We start from the raw sequence: 22001 nt of genomic DNA, 5'->3' as shown, positions 1-22001 counted from the left end.
AGGATGGCTTGCAATACGTACCGTAAGCCAGCACACTGGATACGTGACCAGCAAGGACGAGTTCCGTAAGGGCGGCTACGAGCCGCTCATGCGCCTGCCGGGCGGCTCCGGCGACCTAGACGCGGTGCTCTTTGCGAGGGGCCGGCACTTGCTCGTCTGCATCACGGCGATTGTTGAAGGCCGGCGCGAGATCGTGGGGCTAGAGGTGCAGCCCCTGCCGAGCGGCTTCCGCGTCTCGGACTGGGCGATGGGCGGCGATGGGCCGCAGGCGGTACTCGAACGCGCCCAGCAGACACTGGACAGGTTCCGCGAGTTCTCGCCCGCGGAGTTCGAGCCGGTGTCGGCTGCGCTCCTTCGAGGGGTCCCGCTGCTAGCCGTCCTGGGATACCGGGCGTCGGCCGTGGAGCGGCAGGTGCGCATCAAGGAAGCCTTGGCCGAGCGGCGCGGCGAGGTGGCCGAGCACGGCGAGCTCAGCCGCGAGGACGAGGCGAAGATGACCTACCTAGACGATGCGCTCCTTTACGTGGAGGCCGTGCGTGAGGGCGCGAGGCCAGCCGTTGCCATCGCCGAGGAGCGAGGCATATCGGCCCGGACCGCGGAGGGCCGAGTGGCGAAGGCGAGGGCCCTTGGCCTGCTGACTCCGGCAGTCGGAAAGACCGCCTCCGGTGAACTCACTGCGGACGCAAAGCGGCTCCGGGACTGGCGCGGCCGAGCAACGACAAAGGAGGACGTCGATGGCTAACGTGACGAAGCGTGCGCCGGGCAAGTGGCTCGGTCGATACCGCGGGCCGGATGGCAAGGAGCGGTCGAAGACGTTCCCGACGAAGGGCGAGGCGAGCGCCTGGGCACAGCAGCAGGAACTGCGGACGCGCTCCGGAGAGTGGACGAACCCCACCAGGGGTCGTGTCCCGCTCGACGTCTTCGCGGTGCAGTGGTTCGAGGGGCTCAACGTGAAGCCCAAGACCGCTCATGGCTACCGCTCGCTGTACGACACCCACGTTAAGCCTCGCTGGGGCGAAGTGCGCCTCGATCGGATCGGCTACGCCGACGTGAAGACTTGGGTCGCCAACCTGAAGACGGCGCCACGCACGGCACCCGCCAAAGGCGTGTCCAAGACCCGACGGGCGATGTCGCAGCCGCTAAGCCCGGCACGCAAGAAGCAGGCCTACCAGGTGCTGTCGATGATCCTCGACCTCGCAGTGGAGGACGGGAGGCTTCCGAGGAACCCTGCCAAGTCCGCGTCCGGTAGCACGCGTGGCATGGTGCCGAAGGCGCCGAAGAACACTGCCCACCGGTACCTCAGCCACGAGAACGTTCACGCCATCGCAGAGCACATCGACACTGACTCTCGCGCGCTCCTGTTCGTGCTGGCGTACGCCGGGCCCAGGTGGGGTGAGGCGACCGCACTCCAGGTGCAGGACGTCGACCTGCTGCGGTCTCGGCTCTACGTACGGCGGGCATTCTCCGAGGTCGGGGGAGAGCTGTCAGTGAGCACCACCAAGACCCACGCAACGCGCACCCTTCCGCTGCCGACTTTCCTGCGAGCCGAGCTGGAGGCGCTCATGGTCGGCAAGACCACGACCGACTTGATCTTCTCGGCGCCGCAGGGCGGCCCGTGGCGCAACTCGAACTTCAGAGCACGTCGGTTCGATCCCGCGGTGAAGGCAACGGGGCTCCCCGGACTGAAGTTGCACGAGCTGAGGCACACCGCCGCGTCGCTGGCGGTGCAAGCCGGCGCGAACGTGAAGGCGGTCCAGCGGATGCTGGGACACAGCACCGCGACCATGACCCTCGACGTCTACGCAGACCTGTTCGATTCGGATCTTGAAGGGGTGGCTGCGCGGTTGGACGAAGCGGTAGCTCGGCTCGGCGCCCTTGGTGCCTAAGGGATCCGTTAGTCAGTCGTGCCGAGATCAAGGCGTACTGCCCCGATGTACTCGGATAGCGAATTTGCAACGTTCAGGACCTGCTGGGTTAGCCCGGCTAGGCCCACCGGGGCGTGCTTCTTGGCAACAATCGACGACACCCAGATTTCGACGTCCGTCCTGAACAAGTGGTCGCGGCAGGCTGTCGCGCACGCACGGGAGTTCTCGGAACCAATGATCTGGACCGTCGCGACGGCCTTCGTGATGGCGTCTTTGAGCTCGTTAGTTATGCAGCTGATCACCTGCCGCGGCAGGTCCTCGTCTTCGTCGGCCTTCCGGAGCTGCGCGAGCCCATCGCGGACGAGCTTCAGCCCCTCTTCAAACAAGGGCAGCACCAATAGGTGTGCCTCGCGGCGTTCATCACGCCAGAGGTCAATGCGAGCGTTGACTGCCGCCTCGCGGGCCCGCCTAGCGCTGTCATCTCTCTCGGATTGGGCGAGCGCGGCTTGGTGCGCCCTCTCTTCACGCGCCTCCGTCGCTTGATGCGTCCGATCCTTCGCGCGCTCAGTCGCGTCCTCGGTTCGTCTGCGGTCCTCGCGTCTGTTGTTTAGGAGCTGCTGACCCGACAGGAAAATGCCCGTGACTATGGCACCCCAGACCACGTCCGGTACGTCCGCAATTGCCTCCACCACGGGCGCAACCATGCCAGACCGAGTCCATCACTCGTTGCCTTCGGCGGTTTCTCCATGCGCTGCCTTTTGAGACGTCCTCCAGTCTTCCCAGTTGCTGCCAGTCCTTCGAGCTCGATGTTTGGCCAGAAGCTCTTGGGTCCGCCGCTCAGCCGCCTCGGCTCGCAGGAGTCGTTGCTGAGATACGCGCTCTTGGTTCTCCGCCCGGGCTCGGGGGGATAGAGCACAGGCACCAAGGCGAAGCACGGCCTTCCCCGCCGCTCCCGCCAACGTCACACCGAAGACCGCGACGTTGACCACCACAATGGCGATGCCTGCGAGCAAGTAGAAGTAGTCACCCAACACGGTTCGAGGGTGGCACGCGTAGCTAGCGGGAGCACCCCCGGTGTAGACGGCTTGCGCTCGCACCCGGGGAGTGCGGCTCGCGCTTGGAGACTCATTTTCGAAGCGCTTGCGGATTCTGTGCGGACTGCCTGCCCCACGAACTGCCCCACGACACCGGGTCGCGAGGGCATGCAAGGTCGCTGATCTGCACAAACTCTGGGCGCCCCCGGCAGGACTCGAACCTGCGACCGGCGGATTAGAAGGCCGCTGCTCTATCCAGCTGAGCTACGGAGGCGTGGTGCCGTAGAGCCTAGGGGACTGCGTCCCCGACGCGTCCGACCCCCGGCGTGCGTGGTCCGGGCGCGCCGCCGACCAGGTCGTCTAGACCGAGCGGGCCGGCGCCTCGAGTCGGGGGAGCGCCGGCCGATCAGTGATCCATGGCATCCCCCACTGCCGCCGCTGCCCCGACCCCTCGACGCCGTACCGCCGCCGCCCTCGCGGGCGCGCTGGTCCTCGGCGCGCTGTCGTTCGTCGGCACCCTGGCCCTCGTCCCCGACCCGCCCGCCCCCCTCTGCCCCGACGGGACGGAGGTGTTCCGCCAGCCCGGAGGCCTGACCTCCTGCGCGCACGCCGACGTCGCGCCGCGCGGCGTGGACATCACCAAGCCCGTCGCGACCAGCGTCCTTCGCGCCCGGCCCGGCGCCGGCCCCGGCGCCCACGAGGTCGCCCAGGAGCTCGGCGTCCCGTCGACCCCGGCGGCCCAGGTCGCCAGCCCCGACGTCACCTGCGACGGTGACGGCACCAGCGGCTACCGCACCCAGGCGATGTACGTCGTCGAGGCGAACGCGACCAACCGGTTCGCGTCGCTGAAGTCGACCATGCAGGTCTGGGCGGCGGGCATCGACGACGTCGTCAACCGCTCGGCGGCGCTGACCGGCGGCGTGCGCCACGTCCGCTACGTCACCGAGGCCGGGGGCGGCGGCTGCGTCGCCAAGGTCCTCAACGTGACCGTCCCGGCGGGTTCGATGGCCAACTTCAACGCGACCATCAACGCCGTGAAGGCGCTCGGGTACGACAACCCGGCCCGCAAGTACATGATGTGGACCGACACCTCCGGCAAGGGGATCTGTGGCATCGCGGTGACCTACCCGTACGACACCGACGGGCAGGGCAACCCCAACAACGGCTCCTACCCGCAGTACACCCGGACCGACTCGCCCTGCTGGGGCCTCGGCAACAACGACTACGACCACTCGGTCGAGGCGCACGAGCTCGTGCACACCTTCGGGTCGGTCATGAAGACCGCGCCGCACGGCACCCGCAACGGCCACTGCTGGGACGAGTCGGACACCATGTGCTACGCCGACGGCGGCGGCTTCGCGATGAAGCAGGTCTGCCCGACCAATCGCGAGTACCTGCTCGACTGCAACGCCGACGACTACTTCTCGACCTACCCGGACCCGGGCTCCTGGCTCGACACCCACTGGAACGTCGCGGACTCGCGCTTCCTCATCGGTGGCGGCAACGGCACCGGCGGCGGGAGCAGCGGCACGCCGTCGGTCCTCGGCGCGACCATCGGCGTGAACAACCCGGCGGTCCCGGGTCTGTCGACCCAGGTGACGGTGACCCCGTCGCTGCCGACCGGCCGCACCCTGGCCTCGGCGGCCTGGAAGGCCGCGCGGGCCGACTGCACCTTCTCGACGCCCACGGCCGTGCAGTCCGACGTGACCTGCAGCGCCGCGGTCGTCACCAACACGCTGGTCACCGCCACCCTGGTCGACTCGACCGGCGCGAAGAAGGTCGTCAGCAGCCCGCTGACCTTCGCCACGAACACGGCCCGCCCCGTCACCGCGGTGCTGAAGGTCGACGGTCAGAGCAGCGCCAGCGGCGGGACCGCCTCGGCCTGCACCGGGGCCACGACCCCGGTGACCGTCACCCTCACCGACACCGCCACCGGCCAGCCGATCAAGGGCCTGGCCCCGACCCTGGCGAAGACGACCGGCTCCAAGACGACCACGACGACCCTCGCGGCCAGCAAGGACGACGGCGTCGCCACGTCCAGCCACGCGATGCTCGCCGCCACCTCGTTCTCGGCCGCCACCAAGGCCACCAAGGTGTACGCCGCCGCCTCCGCGGTGACCAAGAGCGCCGCGGTCGCGGTCTGCACCCCGGAGCTCACGGCGACCGCGTCCACCCTCGCCCCCTGGTACGGCGACGCGGTGACCGTGTCCGGCACGCTCACCCGTGACGTGGCCGGCGTCGACGTCCCGCTCTCGGGCGTCTCGCTGCCGGTCACCGCCACCACGAGCAGCGTCGTCAAGGGCAAGACGGTCACCAAGGTGACCTCGTTGGGCTCGGCCAAGACGACGGCGAACGGCAGCTTCAGCCTGACCACGAAGCCGCTCGTCAACGGCACCCTCAAGGTGGCCCTCGCGACCACCAAGTCCTGGACCGGCAGCGCCGTCACGCTGGGCGACCTGGACGTGAAGGTGCCGACCACGAGCCTCGCCGGAGCGGTCGACAAGACCGACGTCGGCCACGGCCAGACCGTGGCCGTCACCGGCACGCTGACCAAGGCGACCGGCTCGGCGGTCGGCGTCTTGGGCGCCACGGTCTCGGTGCGGGTCACGACGGCCGGGAAGACCACCCAGGTCGGCACCGGCCGTACGACGGCCAACGGCTCCTACAGCATCCCGGTGGTCCTGAAGCAGAGCGGCGAGCTGTCGGTGGCCTTCGCGGGCGTCGCCGGACTCCCGGCGGCGAGCGACGTGGTCGACGACGTCACGGCCGGGACCTGGACGACGACGCTGTCGACGCCCACGGCCACCCCGACGACCGTGGGGGTGGCGAAGCCGTCGGTCATCACCGGCACCCTGACCCGCACCTACCAGGGCGTCACCGAGCCGGCCCGGGGCACCCTGACGGTCGCCGTCGCGCCGACCACGGGCGCGGCGGGCACGGTCAAGGTGACCACCGCCGCGAACGGCACCTTCACCCTGAAGGTGTCGCCCAAGGTGACCACCACCTACACGGTCCGCCTGCTCGGCCTGGCCGGCCACGCGGACACGGCGGCCACGCCGGTGAAGGTGACGGTCTCCTAGGACACGAGGGCTCAGCCCGCGCCGGGGAGCGAGAAGTAGAAGGCGGCGCCCACCGACTTCTCGCCCTCGGCGCGGATCCGGCCACCGTGCAGCTCGACGATGCGGGCCACCGACGCCAGGCCCAGGCCGGTGCCGGGGAACTCGCCCTCGGTGTGCAGCCGGCTCATCGGCCGGAACAGCCGGTCGGCCTGGTCGGGCGGGAATCCGTCGCCGTTGTCGCGGACCACGAAGGTCGTCAGCGGGTCCGGCTCGCCGATCCGGTCGACGGGGGCGCGCTCCAGCGAGATCCGCGCGGACGGCGTGCGGCCGGTGTACTTCACGGCGTTCCCGATGAGGTTCTCCAGCACCATGTGGGCCAGCACCGGGTCCGCGACGGCGTGCAGCCCGTCCTCGACCCGGATCTCGACGTCGCGGTCGGCGACCGTCGGCTCGAGGGAGCGGGCCACGTCGCGGCCGATCTCGGACAGGTCGACCGGCGCCGGCTCGATCGGCCGGTTGGTGATCCGGTAGATCGCCAGCATCCGGTCGATCTGCTCGGCCATCCGCTGCCCGGCGCCCGCGATCGTCTGGGCGAAGCCGAGGGCGTCGCGGTCCGCGGGGGAGAGCGCGTCCTCCAGCAGCTCGGCGTACCCGAGGATCGCGCCGAGCGGGCTGCGCAGGTCGTGGGCGATGGTCTGCACCGCCGCCTCCAGTTCGTCGGCCCGGGCGGCGGCCGAGTCGCGCTCCGCGCTCCGTCGTACGACGGCGCTGCGCAGCTCGAGGTTCTCGAGCGCCACCGCCGCGCTGTTGGCCAGCACCTCCAGCAGCCGGACCTGCGCCGGCGACGCGGTGTGCTCGACCGACCAGTAGGCGCCCAGGACGCCGATGGGGGAGGCACTGCGGATCGGCGCCATGGCCAGGCTCTTCACGAAGGTGGGCCGGTAGGCGTCGTGCGGGACCCGCGGGTCGACGTAGATGTCAGAGATCTGGACGCTCTGCCGGTGGAGCATCGCCCAGCCGCTTACGCACGAGTCGAGCGGGAAGCGGCTGCCCTTCCACAGCGGGCTGACGGCGTTCTCGTCGGCGTAGAAGCACGTGCTGTCCTCACGGAGCACCACGGACGCGCCGTCCGCGTCCATCACGGCGCGGATCGCGGCGGTCACGACCTCGGTGACCCGCTCGAGCGAGTCGGCCGTGGAGAGCAGCTCGACGGTGCGGGTCAGCAGCTCGCCGTGCTGGTCGTGCCGCTCGTCGTACACGGTCGCTGACATACGTCCCCCGGATCGCGTTGGGCCCCACCCCTGCGGGTGATCGTAGAGGTGGAGGCGCTCTCCGCTCCCTGCCCCCGGGGGTATCAGCCGAGGTGCCGGCCCATCCACTCCTCGACGTCCGCGGAGCTCCGGGGGAGCGAGGCCGAGAGGTTGCGGTTGCCCTCGGCGGTGACGAGGACGTCGTCCTCGATGCGGATGCCGGTCCCGCGCAGCTCGGCCGGGACGAGCAGGTCGTCCTCCTGGAAGTACAGGCCGGGCTCGACGGTCAGCACCATGCCCGCCGCCAGCGTGCCCTTGGTGTAGGCCTCCGTCGACGCCCGACCGCAGTCGTGGACGTCCATACCGAGCATGTGGCTGGTGCCGTGCAGCGTCCACCGCGCGTAGGTGCGGTCGTCGGGGTCGAGCGCCTGCTCGGCCGGCACGGGCAGCAGGCCCATTCCCTCCAGCCCGTGCGCGAGCACGGTCATCGAGGCCTGGTGGATGTCGGTGAACGGAACGCCGGGGCGCACCGCGTCGATGCCGGCCTGCTGGGCGGCGTGGACCAGGTCGTAGAGGTCGCGCTGGACCGGGGTGAAGGTGCCGTCGACCGGCAGGGTCCGGGTGACGTCGGCGGTGTAGAGTTGGTGGCCCTCGACGCCCATGTCGAGCAGGACCAGCTCACCGGGGGTGATCGGGCCGGAGTTCTCGATCCAGTGCAGCGTCGTCGCGTGCGAGCCGCCGCCGACGATGGAGTCGTAGCCGATGTCGTTGCCCATCGCCCGGGCCCGCCGGAAGAAGGTGCCCTCGATCCAGCGCTCGCCGTACTGCTGGACCTGGGGCCACTCGCGGACGCTGTCCTCGAAGCCGAGGGCGGTGATGTCGCAGGCCTCCTGGAGCTGCTCCACCTCCCAGTCGTCCTTGACGAGCCGCATCTCCGAGGCCACGCGGGCGAGGTCGTCGTCGAGGGCGCCGTCGGCAGAGACGAGGCGGTCGACGTGGGCCGACACGCCGCGGTGCACCCGGGTCTTGGCGGGGGCGCTGCGGCCGAGGTCGTCGGCCAGCCGGTCGACGTGACGCACCTCGATGCCGAGGGAGTCGGAGAGCTCGCGGGCCGAGGGGCGCCGGCCGGCCCACAGCTCGCCGTACTGCCGGTCGCGGAAGAACTCGTCGGTCTCGCGGGACGAGCGCGGGCGGGCGTAGAGCACCGCCTCGCCGTCGGTCAGCACCAGCACCGCGTCGGTGGTCTGGTTGCCGGAGAAGTAGGTGTGGGCGGTGTCGGAGCGGAAGCGGTAGTCGGTGTCGTTGGACCGGACCTTGAAGGTGCCGGCGGGCAGGACCAGCCGCTCGCCGGGGAAGACCTCGGCCAGCCGCTGCCGGCGCTCCGCGGCGCGGTCGGCGACGGGCTGACGCGGGAGGTCGAGCTCGCGGTCGCCCCAGCCGGTGCGCATGAACGCGGAGTAGGCCTCGGGGACCGCCGGGTCGTGCGACTCGGTCTTCGGCTCGGCTGATTCCGGAGTGGTCTGATCGCTCACCCTCGCCACTGTACGCCGGGGATCCCGCAGGTCAGGACGGCCGACGATAGGCTGCGCCCGTGCCAGGAGCCCGTCGAGACAGCGTCGCCTTCACGGTCCTCGTGACCGTGCTGGTGATCGGTGGCGCCGCCGTGATGCTCCTGGTGATCGCGCTGTCCGGTGCCCCGCGCACGCTGCTGCTCGCGACCGCGCTGGCCGCGCTGCCCGTCGTCCCCCTGGTCTGCTGCTACCTCTGGCTCGACCGCTACGAGCCCGAGCCGCGGGCGCTGCTGCTGATGGGGCTGCTGTGGGGGGGCTTCGTCGCGACCGCCGCGGCCATCCTGATCCAGGGCGTCGGCGGCCTGGTGGCCGGGTTCAGCGAGGACGCGAGCCTGGCCGTGGTCGCGCCCGTGACCGAGGAGCTCAGCAAGGGTGCCTTCCTGGTCCTCCTGCTGTGGTGGCGCCGGGCCGAGCTCGACGGGATCCTCGACGGCATCGTCTACGCCGGCATGGTCGGCATCGGCTTCGCGTTCACCGAGAACATCCTCTACCTCGCCGCCGCCTACAACGGCACCGACGGCACCGGTCCCGGTGGCACCGAGGCGCTGACCGCGACGTTCGTCGTGCGCTGCCTGTTCAGCCCGTTCGCCCACCCGCTGTTCACCACGTTCATCGGCATCGGCGTCGGCGTGGCGGTCACGTCGCGCAGCAGCGCCGTACGCCTGCTGGCCCCGCTGGGCGGGTACGCCGTCGCCGTGCTCACCCACGGGGTCTGGAACGGCGCCACGATCTTCGGCTTCGGCAGCTTCGCCCTCGTGTACGTCGTGCTGATGATCCCCGCGCTCGGAGGGCTGGCCTGGCTGGCCGTGTGGGCCCGCCGCTCCGAGCGCCGGATGCTCGCGGTGGCCCTGGACGACGCCGCCCGCCGCGGGCTGATCCCCGGCACCGACATCGGCTGGGTGGTCGACCTGCAGGCGCGTCGGCTCGCGCGGGCGCACGCCCGGCAGGCCGCCGGACCGGCCGCGGAGCGGGCGATGCGGGACTACCAGCAGGCGGCCATCGAGCTCGGCTTCCTGCACCATCGCTTCCTGCGCGGCACCCCGCCGCCCGACTTCGCGGCCCGCGGACAGGACTACGTCGCGAGGATCGGGGCCGTTCGCCCGTTCATCGCCTTTCCCGGACAGGTGGTACCCACCCGATGACAGCTTCCCAGGAGACCGCGGGCAGCGGCGCGCAGATGCTGACCGCACTGGTCCGGCTGCGCGGTGCGCTGCAGGCCGCCGAGCTGCCGCTCGACGCTCCCGGGGCCGACGAGCAGCGTGGGTCGCGGGCGGAGATGGTCGACCAGCTGGAGGACTACGTCATCCCGCGGGTGATGACCGTCGAGGCGCCGCTGCTGGTCGTGGTCGGCGGCTCCACGGGCGCCGGCAAGTCCACCCTGGTCAACTCGCTGGTCGGACGTCGGGTGACCGAGCCCGGTCTGCTCCGGCCGACCACCCGCTCGCCCGTCCTGGTGCACCACCCCGACGACGCCGCCTGGTTCGGCCAGGACCGGCTGCTGCCCGACCTGCGCCGCGTCGACCACCCCACCAACGACCACGACGCGCTCCAGCTGGTCGCCGCCGAGACCGTGCCGGCCGGCCTGGCGATCCTCGACGCCCCTGACGTGGACTCCGTCGAGGAGCCCAACCGGGTGCTGGCCGCCCAGCTGCTCGCCGCCGCCGACATGTGGCTCTTCGTCACCTCCGCCGCGCGCTACGCCGACCAGGTCCCGTGGGAGCACCTCAACGCCGCCGCGCAGCGCTCGGCCGCCGTGGCGATCGTGCTCGACCGCACGGCCGCCGACGCCGTCCAGACGGTCTCGACCCACCTGGCCCGGATGCTGGCCAGCCGTGGCCTGAAGGACTCACCGCTGTTCATCGTCCACGAGGGGCCGATCGACCAGGACGGGCTGCTCCCGCGTCGCCACGTCGCCGAGGTCCGTGCCTGGCTGGCCTCGCTGGCCGTCGACACGAGCGCCCGCGACGGCGTCGTCCGCCAGACGCTGGAGGGCTCGATCCGCGCGATCACCCGCCGTGCCCACCCGATCGCCGACGCGGTCGCCGCCCAGGTGACCGAGCTCGACGTGCTGCGCGCCGACGTCGCCACGGCGTACGACGAGGCCGGAGCCGCGCTCGTCGCCGGCTCGGGCGACGGCACCCTGCTGCAGGGCGAGGTCCTGGCCCGCTGGGAGGACTTCGTCGGCACCGGAGAGCTGCTGCGCAGCCTCGAGGACAAGGTCGGCTGGCTGCGCGAGCGGGTCGTCAACGCGGTCAAGGGCAAGCCCCAGCAGGCTGAGCGGGTGATGGTCGCCGTCGAGTCCGGCCTCGAGAACCTCATCCTCGAGCGCGCCGAGAAGACCGCCGCCGCGCTCGCCGCCACCTGGCGCGAGAAGCCCGCCGGCGCGGGCGTCCTGGCCGGCTCCGCCGGGCTCGAGCGGGCCGGGCGCGAGCTCCGTCGTACCGCTGAGCGGGCGGTGCGCGACTGGCAGCAGGACGTGACCGAGCTGGTCCGCCTCGAGGGCTCGGGCCAGCGCACCGCCCGGTTCCTCGCCTACGGCGTGCAGGGGCTGTCCGTCGCTCTGATGGTCTCGGCGCTCGACCAGGACTCGACGCAGCCGTCGTCCGCGGCCGGGCGCAGCCTGCTCGACGCGGTGTTCGGACCCGCGCCGACCGCCGACCTGCTCGCCCGGGCCCGCGACACGCTGGAGTACCGCCTCGGCGACCTCGTCGAGACCGAGCGACGCCGCTGGACGGCCGTCCTGGACGCGCTCCCGGTCAGCCCCGACGCGGCGTCGCAGCTGCGCCAGGCCGCCCGGCGCGTCGACGACGTGCGCTTCGCCAGCGTCCCGCGGAGCGGCGAGAGCACCGACTGAGGCCCGGCTGGCTCCGGCCGCCCGCCGGGAGCGGGGCCGGAGCCTCTAAGGTGAGGCCACCACTGTCGTACCTGGGTTGGAGAACATGACGTCCTTGCTGGAGGGGGCCAAGCAGCTGGTCACCCGGGGCACCGACATCGGCGCCCGGATCGATGGCCTGGAGGCCGCGGCCGACGCTGCGAGCGGCCGGCTCGACGAAGCCCTGGTGACCGAGGCCCGCGAGGTGGCCGACCGGGCCGCCGGGCGGCTGCGGCTGTCGGCCGAGCACACCGTCGTCGGCATCGCCGGCGCCACCGGGTCCGGGAAGTCCTCGACGTTCAACGCGCTGACCGGCCTCGAGCTGTCGGCCGTCGGCGTCCGCCGTCCGACCACGTCCTGGGCCACGGCCTGCGTGTGGGGCACCGACGGGGCCCGCGAGCTCCTGGAGTGGCTCGGCATCCCCGACCGGCACCAGACGACGCGCGACTCGATGCTCGACACCCGGCGCGAGGACAACGCGCTCGACGGTGTCGTCCTGCTCGACCTGCCCGACCACGACTCGACCGAGGTGTCCCACCACCTCGAGGTCGACCGGCTGGTCGCCCTCGCCGACCTGCTCGTGTGGGTCCTCGACCCGCAGAAGTACGCCGACGCGGCCATCCACGACCGCTACCTCGAGCCGCTGAAGACCCACGACGAGGTCATGGTCGTGGTGCTCAACCACATCGACTCCGTGCCCGAGGAGCGTCGCCAGGCGATGCTCGACGACGTACGACGCCTGCTCGACAACGACGGTCTCGCCAAGGTCCCGGTCATCGCCATCAGCGCCCGCCAGGGCATCGGCCTCGACGAGCTGCGCGCCGAGATCGGTCGCCGGGTCGCCGAGAAGAAGATGACCCGCACCCGCCTCGAAGCCGACATCCGCGCCGCCGCGGGTCGCCTCGACGAGGCCAGCGGAGAGGGCCGCACTCGCAGCCTCCCCGCCGGTCGTGCCCAGTCGTTCGAGACGGCCCTCGGCGAGGCCGCGGGCGTGCCCACCGTCGTCGACGCGGTCGAGCGCTCCACGCGCATTCGCGCGAGCCGCGCCACCGGCTGGCCGGCCGTCTCCTGGATCGCCGGCCTGGGGGGCGATCCGCTGAAGAAGCTCGAGCTCGACGTCGGGGACTCCGCGAGCCGGCTCTCGGGCCGAGCCACCGCGGCACCGACCTCGGTCACCGTGCAGCGCGCCCGGGTCGACACCGAGGTGCGGGCCCTCGCCGACGACGCCTCCGAGGGCCTCGGCGCACCCTGGGCGGCCTCCGTCCAACGGGTCTCGGTCTCGCGCATCCCCGAGCTGGGCGACCGGCTCGACGCCGCGCTGGCGGCCACCGACCTGGGCGGCCAGCGTCTGCCCGGCTGGGTCAGCCTGGTCCGGGTGCTCCAGTGGCTGCTGCTTCTCGGAGCGGTCGGCTGCGGGATCTGGGCGGGGCTCGCCGCGGCCGGCGTCACGGGTGACGCACCGGAGGTGGGCGGTCTCTCCTTGCCTCTCGTGGTGGCGGTGGCCTGCGTCGTGGTCGGGATCGCGATGGCCCTGGTCTGCCGAGGCACCGTCGCCGGGGCGGCCAAGGAGCGGGCCGAGTCGGTGCGCAAGCGTCTGGAGGGCTCGATCTCCGAGGTCGCCTCCGAGCTGGTCGTCCGGCCGGTCGAGGCCGAGCTGGCCGCCTACAGCGCGCTGAAGTCGGGCGTGGCCAAGGCGCAGCGGGCCTGACGCCGAGCCTGACACCGGGCCACCGGTCGTCCACAGGCGACCTTCCCGCAGGGCTTGTCCCCAGGATGGGTCCCGGGTGTCGGCGCCTGTCGGCGCGCGGTCGGAGTCTCGAGGCTCACCCCGGCCGCGTGGGCGGCCGCGACTAAGGAGAGTCCCATGACCGACACCTTCGTGACCCTGCACGGCTGGCTCGGCGGCGACGTGCAGGTGCGCCAGGCCGGCGATGCCCAGGTCGCCAGCTTCCGCCTCGGCTGCACCCCGCGGCGCTACCAGCGCCGCAGCGACAGCTGGGTCAACGGCCCGACCCAGTGGTACTCCGTGGACGCCTGGCGGTCCCTCGGCGACAACTGCCGCGACTCGCTGCGCCGCGGCGACCCGGTGGTCGTGCACGGCCGTCTCGAGGCCCAGGTCTGGGTCAACAGCGCCGGTGTCGAGGTGACCTCGTTCGTGGTCGAGGCCACCAGCGTCGGCCACGACCTGACGCGCGGCGTCAGCCGGTTCACCAAGACGACGCGCGCCGAGACGGGCCCGGCGCCGTCGTCGGAGCAGTCCGAGATGGAGGGGGCGGCTGCCCCGGCCGCCTGAGCCGCCCCGGGGCGGGCCGGGGCGGGCCGGCCCCGGACGGCCCCGCCCCGGTCCGTGGCCCACGGAACCACTAGCCTGGGAACCATGGCGGAATATGTGTTCACCCTGCGCAACGTGCGCAAGGCCCACGGCGACAAGGTCGTCCTCGACAACGTGACCCTCTCGTTCCTGCACGGGGCGAAGATCGGCGTCGTCGGCCCCAACGGCACCGGCAAGTCCTCGCTGTTCAAGATCATGGCCGGGCTCGACAAGGCCAACAACGGCGACGCCATCCTCGATCCCGGCGCCACGGTCGGGATGCTCCAGCAGGAGCCGCCCCTGACCGAGGGCAAGACGGTCCTCGAGAACGTCGAGGAGGCCGTCGCCGAGACCAAGGCCAAGATGGCCCGCCTCGACGAGCTCTACATGCTCATGGGTGACCCCGACGCCGACCAGGACAAGATCGCGACCGAGGCCGGCGACCTGCAGACCGAGCTCGACGCCGCCAACGTCTGGGACCTCGACAGCCGCCTGGACCAGGCGATGGACGCGCTCCGGTGCCCGCCGCCGGACGCGATCGTCGACAACCTCTCCGGTGGTGAGCGGCGCCGGGTCGCGCTCTGCAAGCTGCTGCTCCAGCAGCCGGACCTGCTGCTCCTCGACGAGCCCACCAACCACCTCGACGCCGAGTCGGTGCAGTGGCTGGAGGGTCACCTCAAGGACTACCCGGGCGCCGTCCTGGCCATCACCCACGACCGCTACTTCCTCGACAATGTGGCCGAGTGGATCCTCGAGCTCGACCGCGGCCAGACCCACCCCTACGAGGGCAACTACTCGACCTATCTCGAGACCAAGCGCGACCGGCTCAAGGTCGAGGGGCTCAAGGACGCCAAGCGCGCCAAGATGCTCGAGAAGGAGCTGGAGTGGGTCCGCTCCAACGCCAAGGCCCGCCAGACCAAGAGCAAGTCCCGTCTCGCGCGCTACGAGGAGATGGCGGCCGAGGCCGACCGGATGCGCAAGATCGACACCTCCGAGATCAACATCCCGGCCGGCCCGCGCCTCGGTGACGTCGTCCTCCAGGCCGAGCACCTCACCAAGGGCTTCGAGGGCCGCACGCTCATCGACGACCTGTCCTTCTCGCTGCCCCGCGCCGGCATCGTCGGCGTGATCGGCCCCAACGGCGTCGGCAAGACCACGCTGTTCCGGATGATCACCGGTGGCGAGCAGCCCGACGGTGGCAAGCTCGACGTGGGCCAGACGGTGAAGCTCTCGTACGTCGACCAGACCCGCGGCGGCATCGACCCCAACAAGAACGTCTGGGAGGTCGTGTCCGACGGGCTCGACTTCATCAAGGTCGCCAACTTCGAGATGAACTCGCGCGCCTACGTCGCGTCGTTCGGCTTCAAGGGCCCCGACCAGCAGAAGAAGGCCGGTGTGCTCTCCGGTGGTGAGCGCAACCGCCTCAACCTGGCGCTCACCCTGAAGATGGGCGGCAACCTGCTGCTGCTCGACGAGCCCACCAACGACCTCGACGTCGAGACCCTGTCCTCCCTCGAGGACGCGCTGCTCGACTTCCCGGGCTGCGCCGTGGTCACCTCCCACGACCGGTGGTTCCTCGACCGCATCGCCACCCACATCCTCGCGTGGGAGGGCACCGACGAGAACCCGGCCCAGTGGTTCTGGTTCGAGGGCAACTTCGCGTCGTACGAGGAGAACAAGATCGAGCGCCTCGGCCTCGAGGCCGCTCGCCCGCACCGCGTCACCCACCGCCGCCTGACCCGCGACTGACCACACCGCCGACCCGTCACTCAATGCCCCGGACACGCCGTCCGTAGGGCAGGGAGTGACGGGTCGGCGTGCGGGCGGGCAGGCCGACCTGGGGCCGCCCGCGTGACCTGGATGGGTCCCGACACGCGCGTCACGCTCGCTCGACCGAAACGCGTTCAGTCCGCTGGCGGCTGGCTGCTCGTTGGTCGAGTAGCGAGCGCCAGCGAGCGTATCGAGACCTGGTGGGCCGTTGTACGGCCTCGTTCGATTCGCGGTCTCGGGGGGCTCCCGGGATTGCGTCCGCGAGACCTGGTTGGGTCTCGACACGCGCGTCACGGCTTCGCGAGCTCAGCCGTGGCGCTCGCTCGACCACCACGGTGAGGTCCGCTGGCGCGTCCCTCACCGACCGAAATGCGTTCAGTCCGCTGGCGCGGCCTGACGCATTTCCATCTCGGGGTGGGCGGCGACGAGGTTGTCGGAGACGGCGTCCATGACCCGGCCGACGGCGGCGAAGTCGTCGCCGGCGACCAGGTCGACGAGGTGCGCGCGTACGCCGGCGACATGGACGTGGGCGGCCCGCTCGAGCAGGTCGCGGCCCTGGGTGGTCAGTCCGCAGATGATTCCGCGACCGTCCTCGGGCGAGTTGCTGCGCCGGACCAGTCCGGCGCGCTCCATCCGAGTGACGGTGTGCGTGACCCGGCTCCGGCTGTGGGCCAGGGCGTCGGCGAGCTGGGCCATCCGCATCCGGCCCTCGCGCTCGGAGAGGCGGACGAGGATCTCGTACTCGACGAGCGAGAGGTCGAAGGTGCGCCTGAGGTCCTCATCGAGGCGGTCCAGGAGCAGCGTGGTGCCCATCAGGTACGCCCGCCAGGAGCGCTGCTCCTGGTCGTCGAGCCAGTGGGTCCCCGAACCGGCCGCTGCGTCTGCCACGCGCGGCAGTCTATGTCGGCCTGTCGCTGGCACCTGGTAGACCGGGCCCATGGCAGAGAGGCGGATTGATCGCACGAGCGTGCTGCGCCACCGTGCCCGACAGCAGGACCTCACTCGTTCGGGTGAGGCCGGCGACTCGCGGGTTCTCGATCTCGGGGTCCAGGACACCGGTCCCGACGGGTTCCGCTGGGCCCTGGAGGTCCGGGGCGTCCGCCCGCAGCCGGACGACGTGTTCGTCGCCTGGACCCTGCGCGGGGCACCGCACGCCTACCGGCGCTCGGAGGCGGCCGCGGTCGCGGCGGCGACCGCGCCCCTCGACGAGGCGGATGCGGCGAAGCGGGTCTTCGACGCCTCGCGGCCCCTGAAGAAGGCCGGCATCCCGGTCCTCGACGCGCTCGCCCGGGTGGCGGAGACGATGAGCGAGGTCGCCGGTCGCCGGCGGGTGGTGAAGGGGGAGATGTCGAGCGCCCTGACCGACCGGCTGCCGGAGCCCTACCTGCGGTGGTGCGAGCCATGCCAGGCCACCCACACCTACGAGCAGCCGTTCCGCCTCGCCGCGCTCCAGGCCGGTCTCGAGCTGGAGGCCGGCACCTCGCCGCCGGTGCTGCGGCGGATCCCCGGCTGGCGCGCACCCGCGAAGCGGGTGCCGCCCCACCTCGACCCGATCCGCGGCGTCCTGCGCCTGCTCGGCCCCGCCACTCCGCAGCTGGTGGCGGGCTACCTCGATGCGCCGGTGAGGGTGGTGAGACAGCACTGGCCGGACGACGTCGTCCCCGTCGAGGTCGGCGGCGAGGCGCTCGACCTCCTGGCCGAGGACCTCGACGCGATGGCCGATCCGGGAGAGCCTTCAGGCGTGCGCCTGCTCGGCCCCTTCGACCTGTTCCTGCAGGGCCGGGACCGCGAGCTCGTGGTTCCCGACCCCGACGCCCGCCGGGACCTCTGGCGCACGCTCGGACGGCCCGGGGGAGTGCTCGCGGACTCCGAGGTCGTCGGCAGCTGGCGGCCCCGCTCGAAGGGGCGCCGGCTGCAGCTCGCCGTCACCGTCTGGGACGGCGGGCCGCTGCCCGCAGGGCTGGACGAGCAAGCAGAACGTCTGGCCACTTTCCGGGGCCAGGCGTTCGCGGGGTACGTCACCGACGGCGGATGAGAGCGCGCCGCCGGCCAGGGGCTCGACACGCGCGCCGCTCGCTCGACCACCCGCAGCAGGGCCGCTGACGCGTCCTTGCTAGATCCGCTCGAGGATCATCGCCATGCCCTGGCCGCCACCGACGCACATGGTGATCAGGCCGGTGGACTTGTCGTGCCAGTCGAGGCTGTTGAGCATGGTGTTCTGCAGCCGGGCGCCGGTCATGCCGAAGGGGTGCCCGACGGCGATCGCGCCGCCGTTGACGTTGAGGCGGTCGATGTCGATGCCGAGGTCCTGGTACGACGGCACGACCTGCGCCGCGAAGGCCTCGTTGATCTCGACCAGGTCGATGTCGCCGATGCTCATCCCGGCGTACTTCAGCGCGTTGCGGGTCGCCTCGACGGGGCCGAGGCCCATGATCTCGGGGGAGAGACCGGAGACTCCGGTCGAGACGATCCGGGCCAGCGGGGTGAGCCCCAGCTCGGCGGCCTTCGTGTCCGACATGATGACGACGGCGGCCGCGCCGTCGTTGAGCGGGCAGCAGTTGGCGGCGGTGACCACGCCGTCGGGGCGGAAGACCGGCTTGAGCTGGCTGGCCGCCTCGATCGTGACCCCGGCGCGGGGGCCGTCGTCCTTCGACACCACCGTGCCGTCGGGGGTGGTGACCGGGGTGATCTCGCGCTCCCAGAAGCCGTCGTTGATGGCCTTCTCGGCGAGGTTCTGCGAACGGACGCCGAACTCGTCGAGCTCCTGGCGCGACAGGCCACGGATCTTGGCGACGTTCTCGGCGGTCTGACCCATGGCGATGTAGGCGTCCGGAAGGATGCCGTCCTCGCGCGGGTCGTGCCAGTCCGGCGTCGTCGTACCGTCGCCGGCCGCGGTGGCCTTGGTGCGCTGCTCCGCGTCGGCGAACAGCGGGTTCTTGGTGTCGGGCCAGTGGTCGGAGGTGCCCTTGGCGAACCGCGACACCATCTCGACGCCGGCCGAGATGAAGACGTCGCCCTCGCCCGCCTTGATCGCGTGGAAGGCCATCCGGCTGGTCTGGACCGACGACGAGCAGTAGCGGGTGATCGTGGCGCCGGGGACGCTGTCGAGGCCCAGCAGCACGTTGACGATCCGCGCCATGTTGTTGCCGGACTCGCCACCCGGCAGGCCGCAGCCGAGGTAGTGGTCGTCGATCGTGGCCGCGTCGAGGGCGGGGATCTTGTCGAGCGCCGCCTGGATGATCGTCGCCGACAGGTCGTCGGGACGCAGGTCCTTCAGCGACCCCTTGTTCGCGCGGCCGATGGGCGAGCGAGCTGCGGAAACGATGACGGCCTCGGGCATGGGTCACTCCTGGGTAGACGGCGCTGTCGGGGTGGTGCGCTCGCCACCCTAGACGCCGTCGTGGAGTCACGGCAGTGAGGCGTACGTCACGAAATCAGAACGTGTTCCACCTCGGTGTCAGTCCTCCAGGGCGAGCGACCCCAGGGTCTGGGCCACGGCGCCGCCGAGGAAGGCGGGTCGCTCGGCCGGCGCCTTGAGCAGCGCGGCGAGCAGGATGCCGTCCATCGAGGCGACCAGCCACTCGGCTGCCTCGGGTCCGTGGCTCTTGCCCCGCGCGCAGAGGATGCCGTCGACCACCTCGATGAGGGCAGTGCGCGCCGCGCCGAGGACCTCGGCGAGATCGCGGTCGCGGGCGGCCTCGATCGCCAGCTCCTGGCGGGCGAGCAGCATCTCCGGGTGGTCGAGCCAGCTGAGGAAGAGCCGTCCGGTCGCCTCGACATGGGGCTCGATGTCGTCATCGTCGGGCAGGTGGTCGAGCTCGGCGGCCAGTGCCGCGACGTCGGCGCCCAGCCCGGCCGCGACGTACTCGGTGAGGGCGGTCAGCAGCGCCTTCCGCGTGCGGAGGTACGCCGAGCAGGAACCCTCGGGCAGTCCGGCCTGCCGGTCGACCGCGCGGTGCGTGAGTCCGCGCAGGCCCTGCTCCGCGAGCACCTGCAGGGCGGCGTCGAGCAGGACCCGCCGACGCGGGCTGAGCTCGGTGGCGGGCGCGGTCACAGCTGGTTCTCCGGGGCGGGGTGGGGGGCGTGAGGACGTGTGGGCCGCGACACTACCGCTCCGACTTGCGCGGGAGCGCGGACCGGCGTACTTTCTACAGGTGTAGAGATTCTACAGATGTAGAAAGGAAAACCGCCATGTACGACATCGCCACCCCCGCCGTGATCACCTTCCTCGTCGGCTTCGCCGTCCTCCTCGTCGCGGGCGTCGTCGCCCTCGCCGCCGGGACCGCCCAGCTGGTCACCACCCTGCGCAGCGAGCGTCAGGTCCGGATCGCGCGCCACGAGACCATCGGCGCCCACTACTTCGGTCTCGCCGGCAGCCACTGATCCCGGCCGGCGCCCGCTCTGGCAGCATCGGGGCGTGCGCCACACGTACGAGTGCCCGCTGCGCTGGGCCGACCTTGACCTCCTCGGGCACGTCAACAACGTCGTGTACGTCGACTACCTCCAAGAGGCGCGGGTCGACATGCTCCGCACCCACCGTCCGGCCCGACCGGCGGGCGAGCTGATCGACGGCCTGGTCGTCGTCCGGCACGAAGTGCAGTACCTCCGGCCGCTGACGTTCCGGTTCCGGCCGGTCACCATCGAGTGCTGGGTGACCGAGGTCCGGGCCGCGAGCTTCACGATGGCCTACGAGATCTACGACGCCGACCCCGACGAGCCGTCGGGGCGTCTGGTCTACCTCCGCGCGACGACCGTGCTGACGCCGTACGTCTTCGCCGAGGAGCGCCCCCGCCGGCTGACGTCCGACGAGCGGGCCACGCTGGCCGACCTCCTCGAGCCGACCGAGCCGGTCGACCGTCCCGAGCGCACTCCCGCCCGCACCAGCGACACCGGCCACTACCCGGTCGCTGTGCGCTTCTCGGACGTGGACGTCTACGGCCACGTCAACAACGTGAAGTACTTCGAGTACCTCCAGGAGGCCCGGATCGCGCTGATGGCGCGGCTCTGGGGCGACGACTGGAGCACCGCCGGGCGGGCCCACGTCGTGGTCGCCCAGATCGACGTCGACTACCGGGTCCCGATCCTCTTCCGGGCCGAGCCGTACGACGCCTGGACCTGGATCGCCCGCGTCGGTACCACCTCGGTCGTCATGGAGTCCGAGATCCGCGACGGCGACGTCGTGCTCGCCCGGGCGCGCGTGGTGTTGGTCTTCTTCGACAAGACGACCCAGCGCGCGGCGGTGCCCGAGCCCGCGCTCCGCGAGCCCCTGGTCGAGTTCAGTCGAACGTGTTGACCATGAACTGGGCGGCGTGCGTCACGTAGTCCCAGAACTGCGCGTCCTGCTCAGGCGTCAGGTCCGCGGCATCCAGCCCGGCCCGGAAGTGCCTCAGCCAGTGGTCCTTGGACTCCGGGTTGACCGCGAACGGCGCGTGCCGCATCCGCAGCCGGGGGTGGCCGCGCTGCTCGGAGTACGTCGAGGGCCCGCCCCAGTACTGCACCAGGAAGTCGCGGAAGCGCCCCTCGGCCGGGCCGAGGTCCTCCTCGGGGTACATCGGGCGCAGCACCTCGTCGGTCGCGACGCCCTCGTAGAAGGTCTTCACGATCAGCGCGATCGTGTCGTACCCGCCGATCTCGTCGTAGAAGGTGCTCACGAGCCCATTGTCGCGCCCGTGCAAGACTCGCCCCGACCCGCCCCACCACCGAGGAGTTGACCGCAGATGCCCACCACTCGCCAAGCGACCACGAACTGGGAAGGCACCCTCTTCGAGGGCTCCGGCAAGGTCACCCTGGAGTCGTCCGGGATCGGCACGTACGACGTGTCGTGGCCCTCGCGCGCCGAGGCGGCCAACGGCAAGACCAGCCCCGAGGAGCTGATCGCCGCGGCCCACTCGTCCTGCTTCTCGATGGCCTTCTCCAACGGCCTCGCGAAGAACGACACCCCGGCCACCACGCTCAAGACGACCGCCGAGGTCGAGCTGACGCCCGGCACCGGGATCACCGGCATCAAGCTGACGGTCGTCGGCGTCGTCGAGGGCATCGACGAGGAGAAGTTCAAGGAGCTGGCCCAGGCCGCCAAGGAGGGCTGCCCGGTGAGCCAGGCGCTCGCCGGCACCACGATCACGCTGGACGCCTCGCTCGCCTGAGCCCCACCCCGCAGTTCCCTGCCGAGTCCGCAGAAACTGAGGGCCGAGTCAGCACAAGTAGTGCTGACTCGGCCCGCAGGTTCTGGGGCCGCGGCGGCGTGGGGGCAGGGGGGGGGGTCGGTCACC

The 22001-nt window shown here is 71.4% G+C and carries 19 protein-coding genes and 1 tRNA gene; 12 read left to right on the top strand and 8 right to left on the bottom strand.

Going from position 1 to position 22001, the window contains the following annotated elements; translation table 11 throughout:
* The first annotated feature begins 43 nt into the window (after nt 1-43).
* Complete coding sequence (locus tag V7S47_RS05130) at nt 44-742, top strand: hypothetical protein (RefSeq protein ID WP_336560556.1); 699 nt, start codon at nt 44-46, stop codon at nt 740-742.
* On the top strand, nt 735-1886 hold the full coding sequence (locus tag V7S47_RS05125) for a tyrosine-type recombinase/integrase (RefSeq protein ID WP_336560555.1): 1152 nt from the start codon (nt 735-737) through the stop codon (nt 1884-1886). The genes V7S47_RS05130 and V7S47_RS05125 overlap by 8 nt, the downstream gene beginning before the upstream one ends.
* An 8-nt stretch (nt 1887-1894) precedes the next feature.
* Here the strand turns inward: V7S47_RS05125 and V7S47_RS05120 are convergent, their stop codons facing one another.
* Both V7S47_RS05120 and V7S47_RS05115 read right to left on the bottom strand, forming a co-directional pair.
* Nucleotides 1895-2569: a hypothetical protein gene (locus V7S47_RS05120; RefSeq protein ID WP_336560554.1), complete on the bottom strand. Its 675-nt coding sequence runs from the start codon at nt 2567-2569 to the stop codon at nt 1895-1897.
* Nucleotides 2570-3099: 530 nt separating this feature from the next.
* Nucleotides 3100-3173, bottom strand: a tRNA-Arg gene (locus V7S47_RS05115).
* Between the two features lie 142 nt (nt 3174-3315).
* Between V7S47_RS05115 and V7S47_RS05110 the strand changes: the two genes are divergently transcribed.
* Nucleotides 3316-5979 carry a hypothetical protein gene (locus tag V7S47_RS05110; RefSeq protein WP_336560553.1) on the top strand — a complete coding sequence of 888 codons (2664 nt, stop codon included), beginning with the start codon at nt 3316-3318 and terminating at the stop codon, nt 5977-5979.
* Between the two features lie 11 nt (nt 5980-5990).
* Here the strand turns inward: V7S47_RS05110 and V7S47_RS05105 are convergent, their stop codons facing one another.
* Nucleotides 5991-7229, bottom strand: a complete 1239-nt coding sequence (locus V7S47_RS05105; RefSeq protein WP_336560552.1) for a sensor histidine kinase — start codon at nt 7227-7229, stop codon at nt 5991-5993.
* A gap of 83 nt (nt 7230-7312) precedes the next feature.
* Nucleotides 7313-8740 (bottom strand): aminopeptidase P family protein, encoded by a 1428-nt coding sequence (locus tag V7S47_RS05100; protein WP_336560551.1) that lies wholly within the window; start codon nt 8738-8740, stop codon nt 7313-7315.
* A 59-nt stretch (nt 8741-8799) separates the two neighbouring features.
* Between V7S47_RS05100 and V7S47_RS05095 the strand changes: the two genes are divergently transcribed.
* The 5 genes from V7S47_RS05095 to ettA all read left to right on the top strand — a co-directional run bounded on the left by V7S47_RS05095 (nt 8800) and on the right by ettA (nt 15711).
* A complete protein-coding gene (locus V7S47_RS05095) occupies nt 8800-9921 on the top strand; it encodes a PrsW family intramembrane metalloprotease (protein ID WP_336560550.1) in 1122 nt (373 codons plus the stop codon).
* Nucleotides 9918-11633, top strand: a complete 1716-nt coding sequence (locus V7S47_RS05090) for a GTPase domain-containing protein (RefSeq protein ID WP_336560549.1) — start codon at nt 9918-9920, stop codon at nt 11631-11633. The genes V7S47_RS05095 and V7S47_RS05090 overlap by 4 nt, the downstream gene beginning before the upstream one ends.
* Nucleotides 11634-11718: 85 nt before the next feature.
* Nucleotides 11719-13359, top strand: a complete 1641-nt coding sequence (locus V7S47_RS05085) for a YfjP family GTPase (RefSeq protein WP_336560548.1) — start codon at nt 11719-11721, stop codon at nt 13357-13359.
* A gap of 156 nt (nt 13360-13515) precedes the next feature.
* Complete coding sequence (locus V7S47_RS05080; protein WP_336560547.1) at nt 13516-13944, top strand: single-stranded DNA-binding protein; 429 nt, start codon at nt 13516-13518, stop codon at nt 13942-13944.
* An 84-nt stretch (nt 13945-14028) separates the two neighbouring features.
* Entirely contained in the window at nt 14029-15711 is a 1683-nt protein-coding gene (gene ettA / locus V7S47_RS05075; RefSeq protein ID WP_090857667.1) for an energy-dependent translational throttle protein EttA, read from the top strand.
* 396 nt (nt 15712-16107) lie between these two features.
* On the opposite strand, the gene V7S47_RS05070 is transcribed toward ettA, so the two are convergent.
* Complete coding sequence (locus V7S47_RS05070; protein WP_336560546.1) at nt 16108-16620, bottom strand: MarR family winged helix-turn-helix transcriptional regulator; 513 nt, start codon at nt 16618-16620, stop codon at nt 16108-16110.
* 79 nt (nt 16621-16699) lie between these two features.
* On the opposite strand from V7S47_RS05070, the gene V7S47_RS05065 reads away from it, so the two are divergent.
* Nucleotides 16700-17767, top strand: a complete 1068-nt coding sequence (locus V7S47_RS05065) for a DNA glycosylase AlkZ-like family protein (protein WP_336560545.1) — start codon at nt 16700-16702, stop codon at nt 17765-17767.
* Nucleotides 17768-17845: 78 nt separating this feature from the next.
* Here V7S47_RS05065 and V7S47_RS05060 read toward each other — a convergent pair whose 3' ends face one another.
* Nucleotides 17846-19072 carry an acetyl-CoA C-acetyltransferase gene (locus V7S47_RS05060; protein WP_336560544.1) on the bottom strand — a complete coding sequence of 409 codons (1227 nt, stop codon included), beginning with the start codon at nt 19070-19072 and terminating at the stop codon, nt 17846-17848.
* Nucleotides 19073-19189: 117 nt separating this feature from the next.
* Nucleotides 19190-19786, bottom strand: coding sequence for a TetR/AcrR family transcriptional regulator (locus V7S47_RS05055; RefSeq protein ID WP_336560543.1), 597 nt, complete (start codon nt 19784-19786; stop codon nt 19190-19192).
* A 137-nt stretch (nt 19787-19923) separates the two neighbouring features.
* On the opposite strand from V7S47_RS05055, the gene V7S47_RS05050 reads away from it, so the two are divergent.
* Nucleotides 19924-20115, top strand: coding sequence for a hypothetical protein (locus V7S47_RS05050; RefSeq protein WP_090857649.1), 192 nt, complete (start codon nt 19924-19926; stop codon nt 20113-20115).
* Nucleotides 20116-20149: 34 nt separating this feature from the next.
* The gene (locus tag V7S47_RS05045) at nt 20150-21025 is read left to right on the top strand and encodes an acyl-CoA thioesterase (protein ID WP_336560542.1); all 876 of its coding nucleotides are present in this window, start codon (nt 20150-20152) and stop codon (nt 21023-21025) included.
* Here the strand turns inward: V7S47_RS05045 and V7S47_RS05040 are convergent.
* Nucleotides 21009-21383 (bottom strand): globin, encoded by a 375-nt coding sequence (locus tag V7S47_RS05040; protein ID WP_336560541.1) that lies wholly within the window; start codon nt 21381-21383, stop codon nt 21009-21011. The two genes, V7S47_RS05045 and V7S47_RS05040, sit on opposite strands and share 17 nt — an antisense overlap.
* Before the next feature lie 66 nt (nt 21384-21449).
* Between V7S47_RS05040 and V7S47_RS05035 the strand changes: the two genes are divergently transcribed.
* A complete protein-coding gene (locus V7S47_RS05035) occupies nt 21450-21875 on the top strand; it encodes an OsmC family peroxiredoxin (RefSeq protein WP_090857638.1) in 426 nt (141 codons plus the stop codon).
* Nucleotides 21876-22001 lie beyond the last annotated feature (126 nt).

Source organism: Nocardioides sp. CCNWLW216, assembly GCF_037120545.1.
Lineage (GTDB): Bacteria > Actinomycetota > Actinomycetes > Propionibacteriales > Nocardioidaceae > Nocardioides > Nocardioides lianchengensis.
Note: the sequence above shows the minus strand (reverse complement) of the source record. Positions and strands in the feature narration are given on the sequence as shown.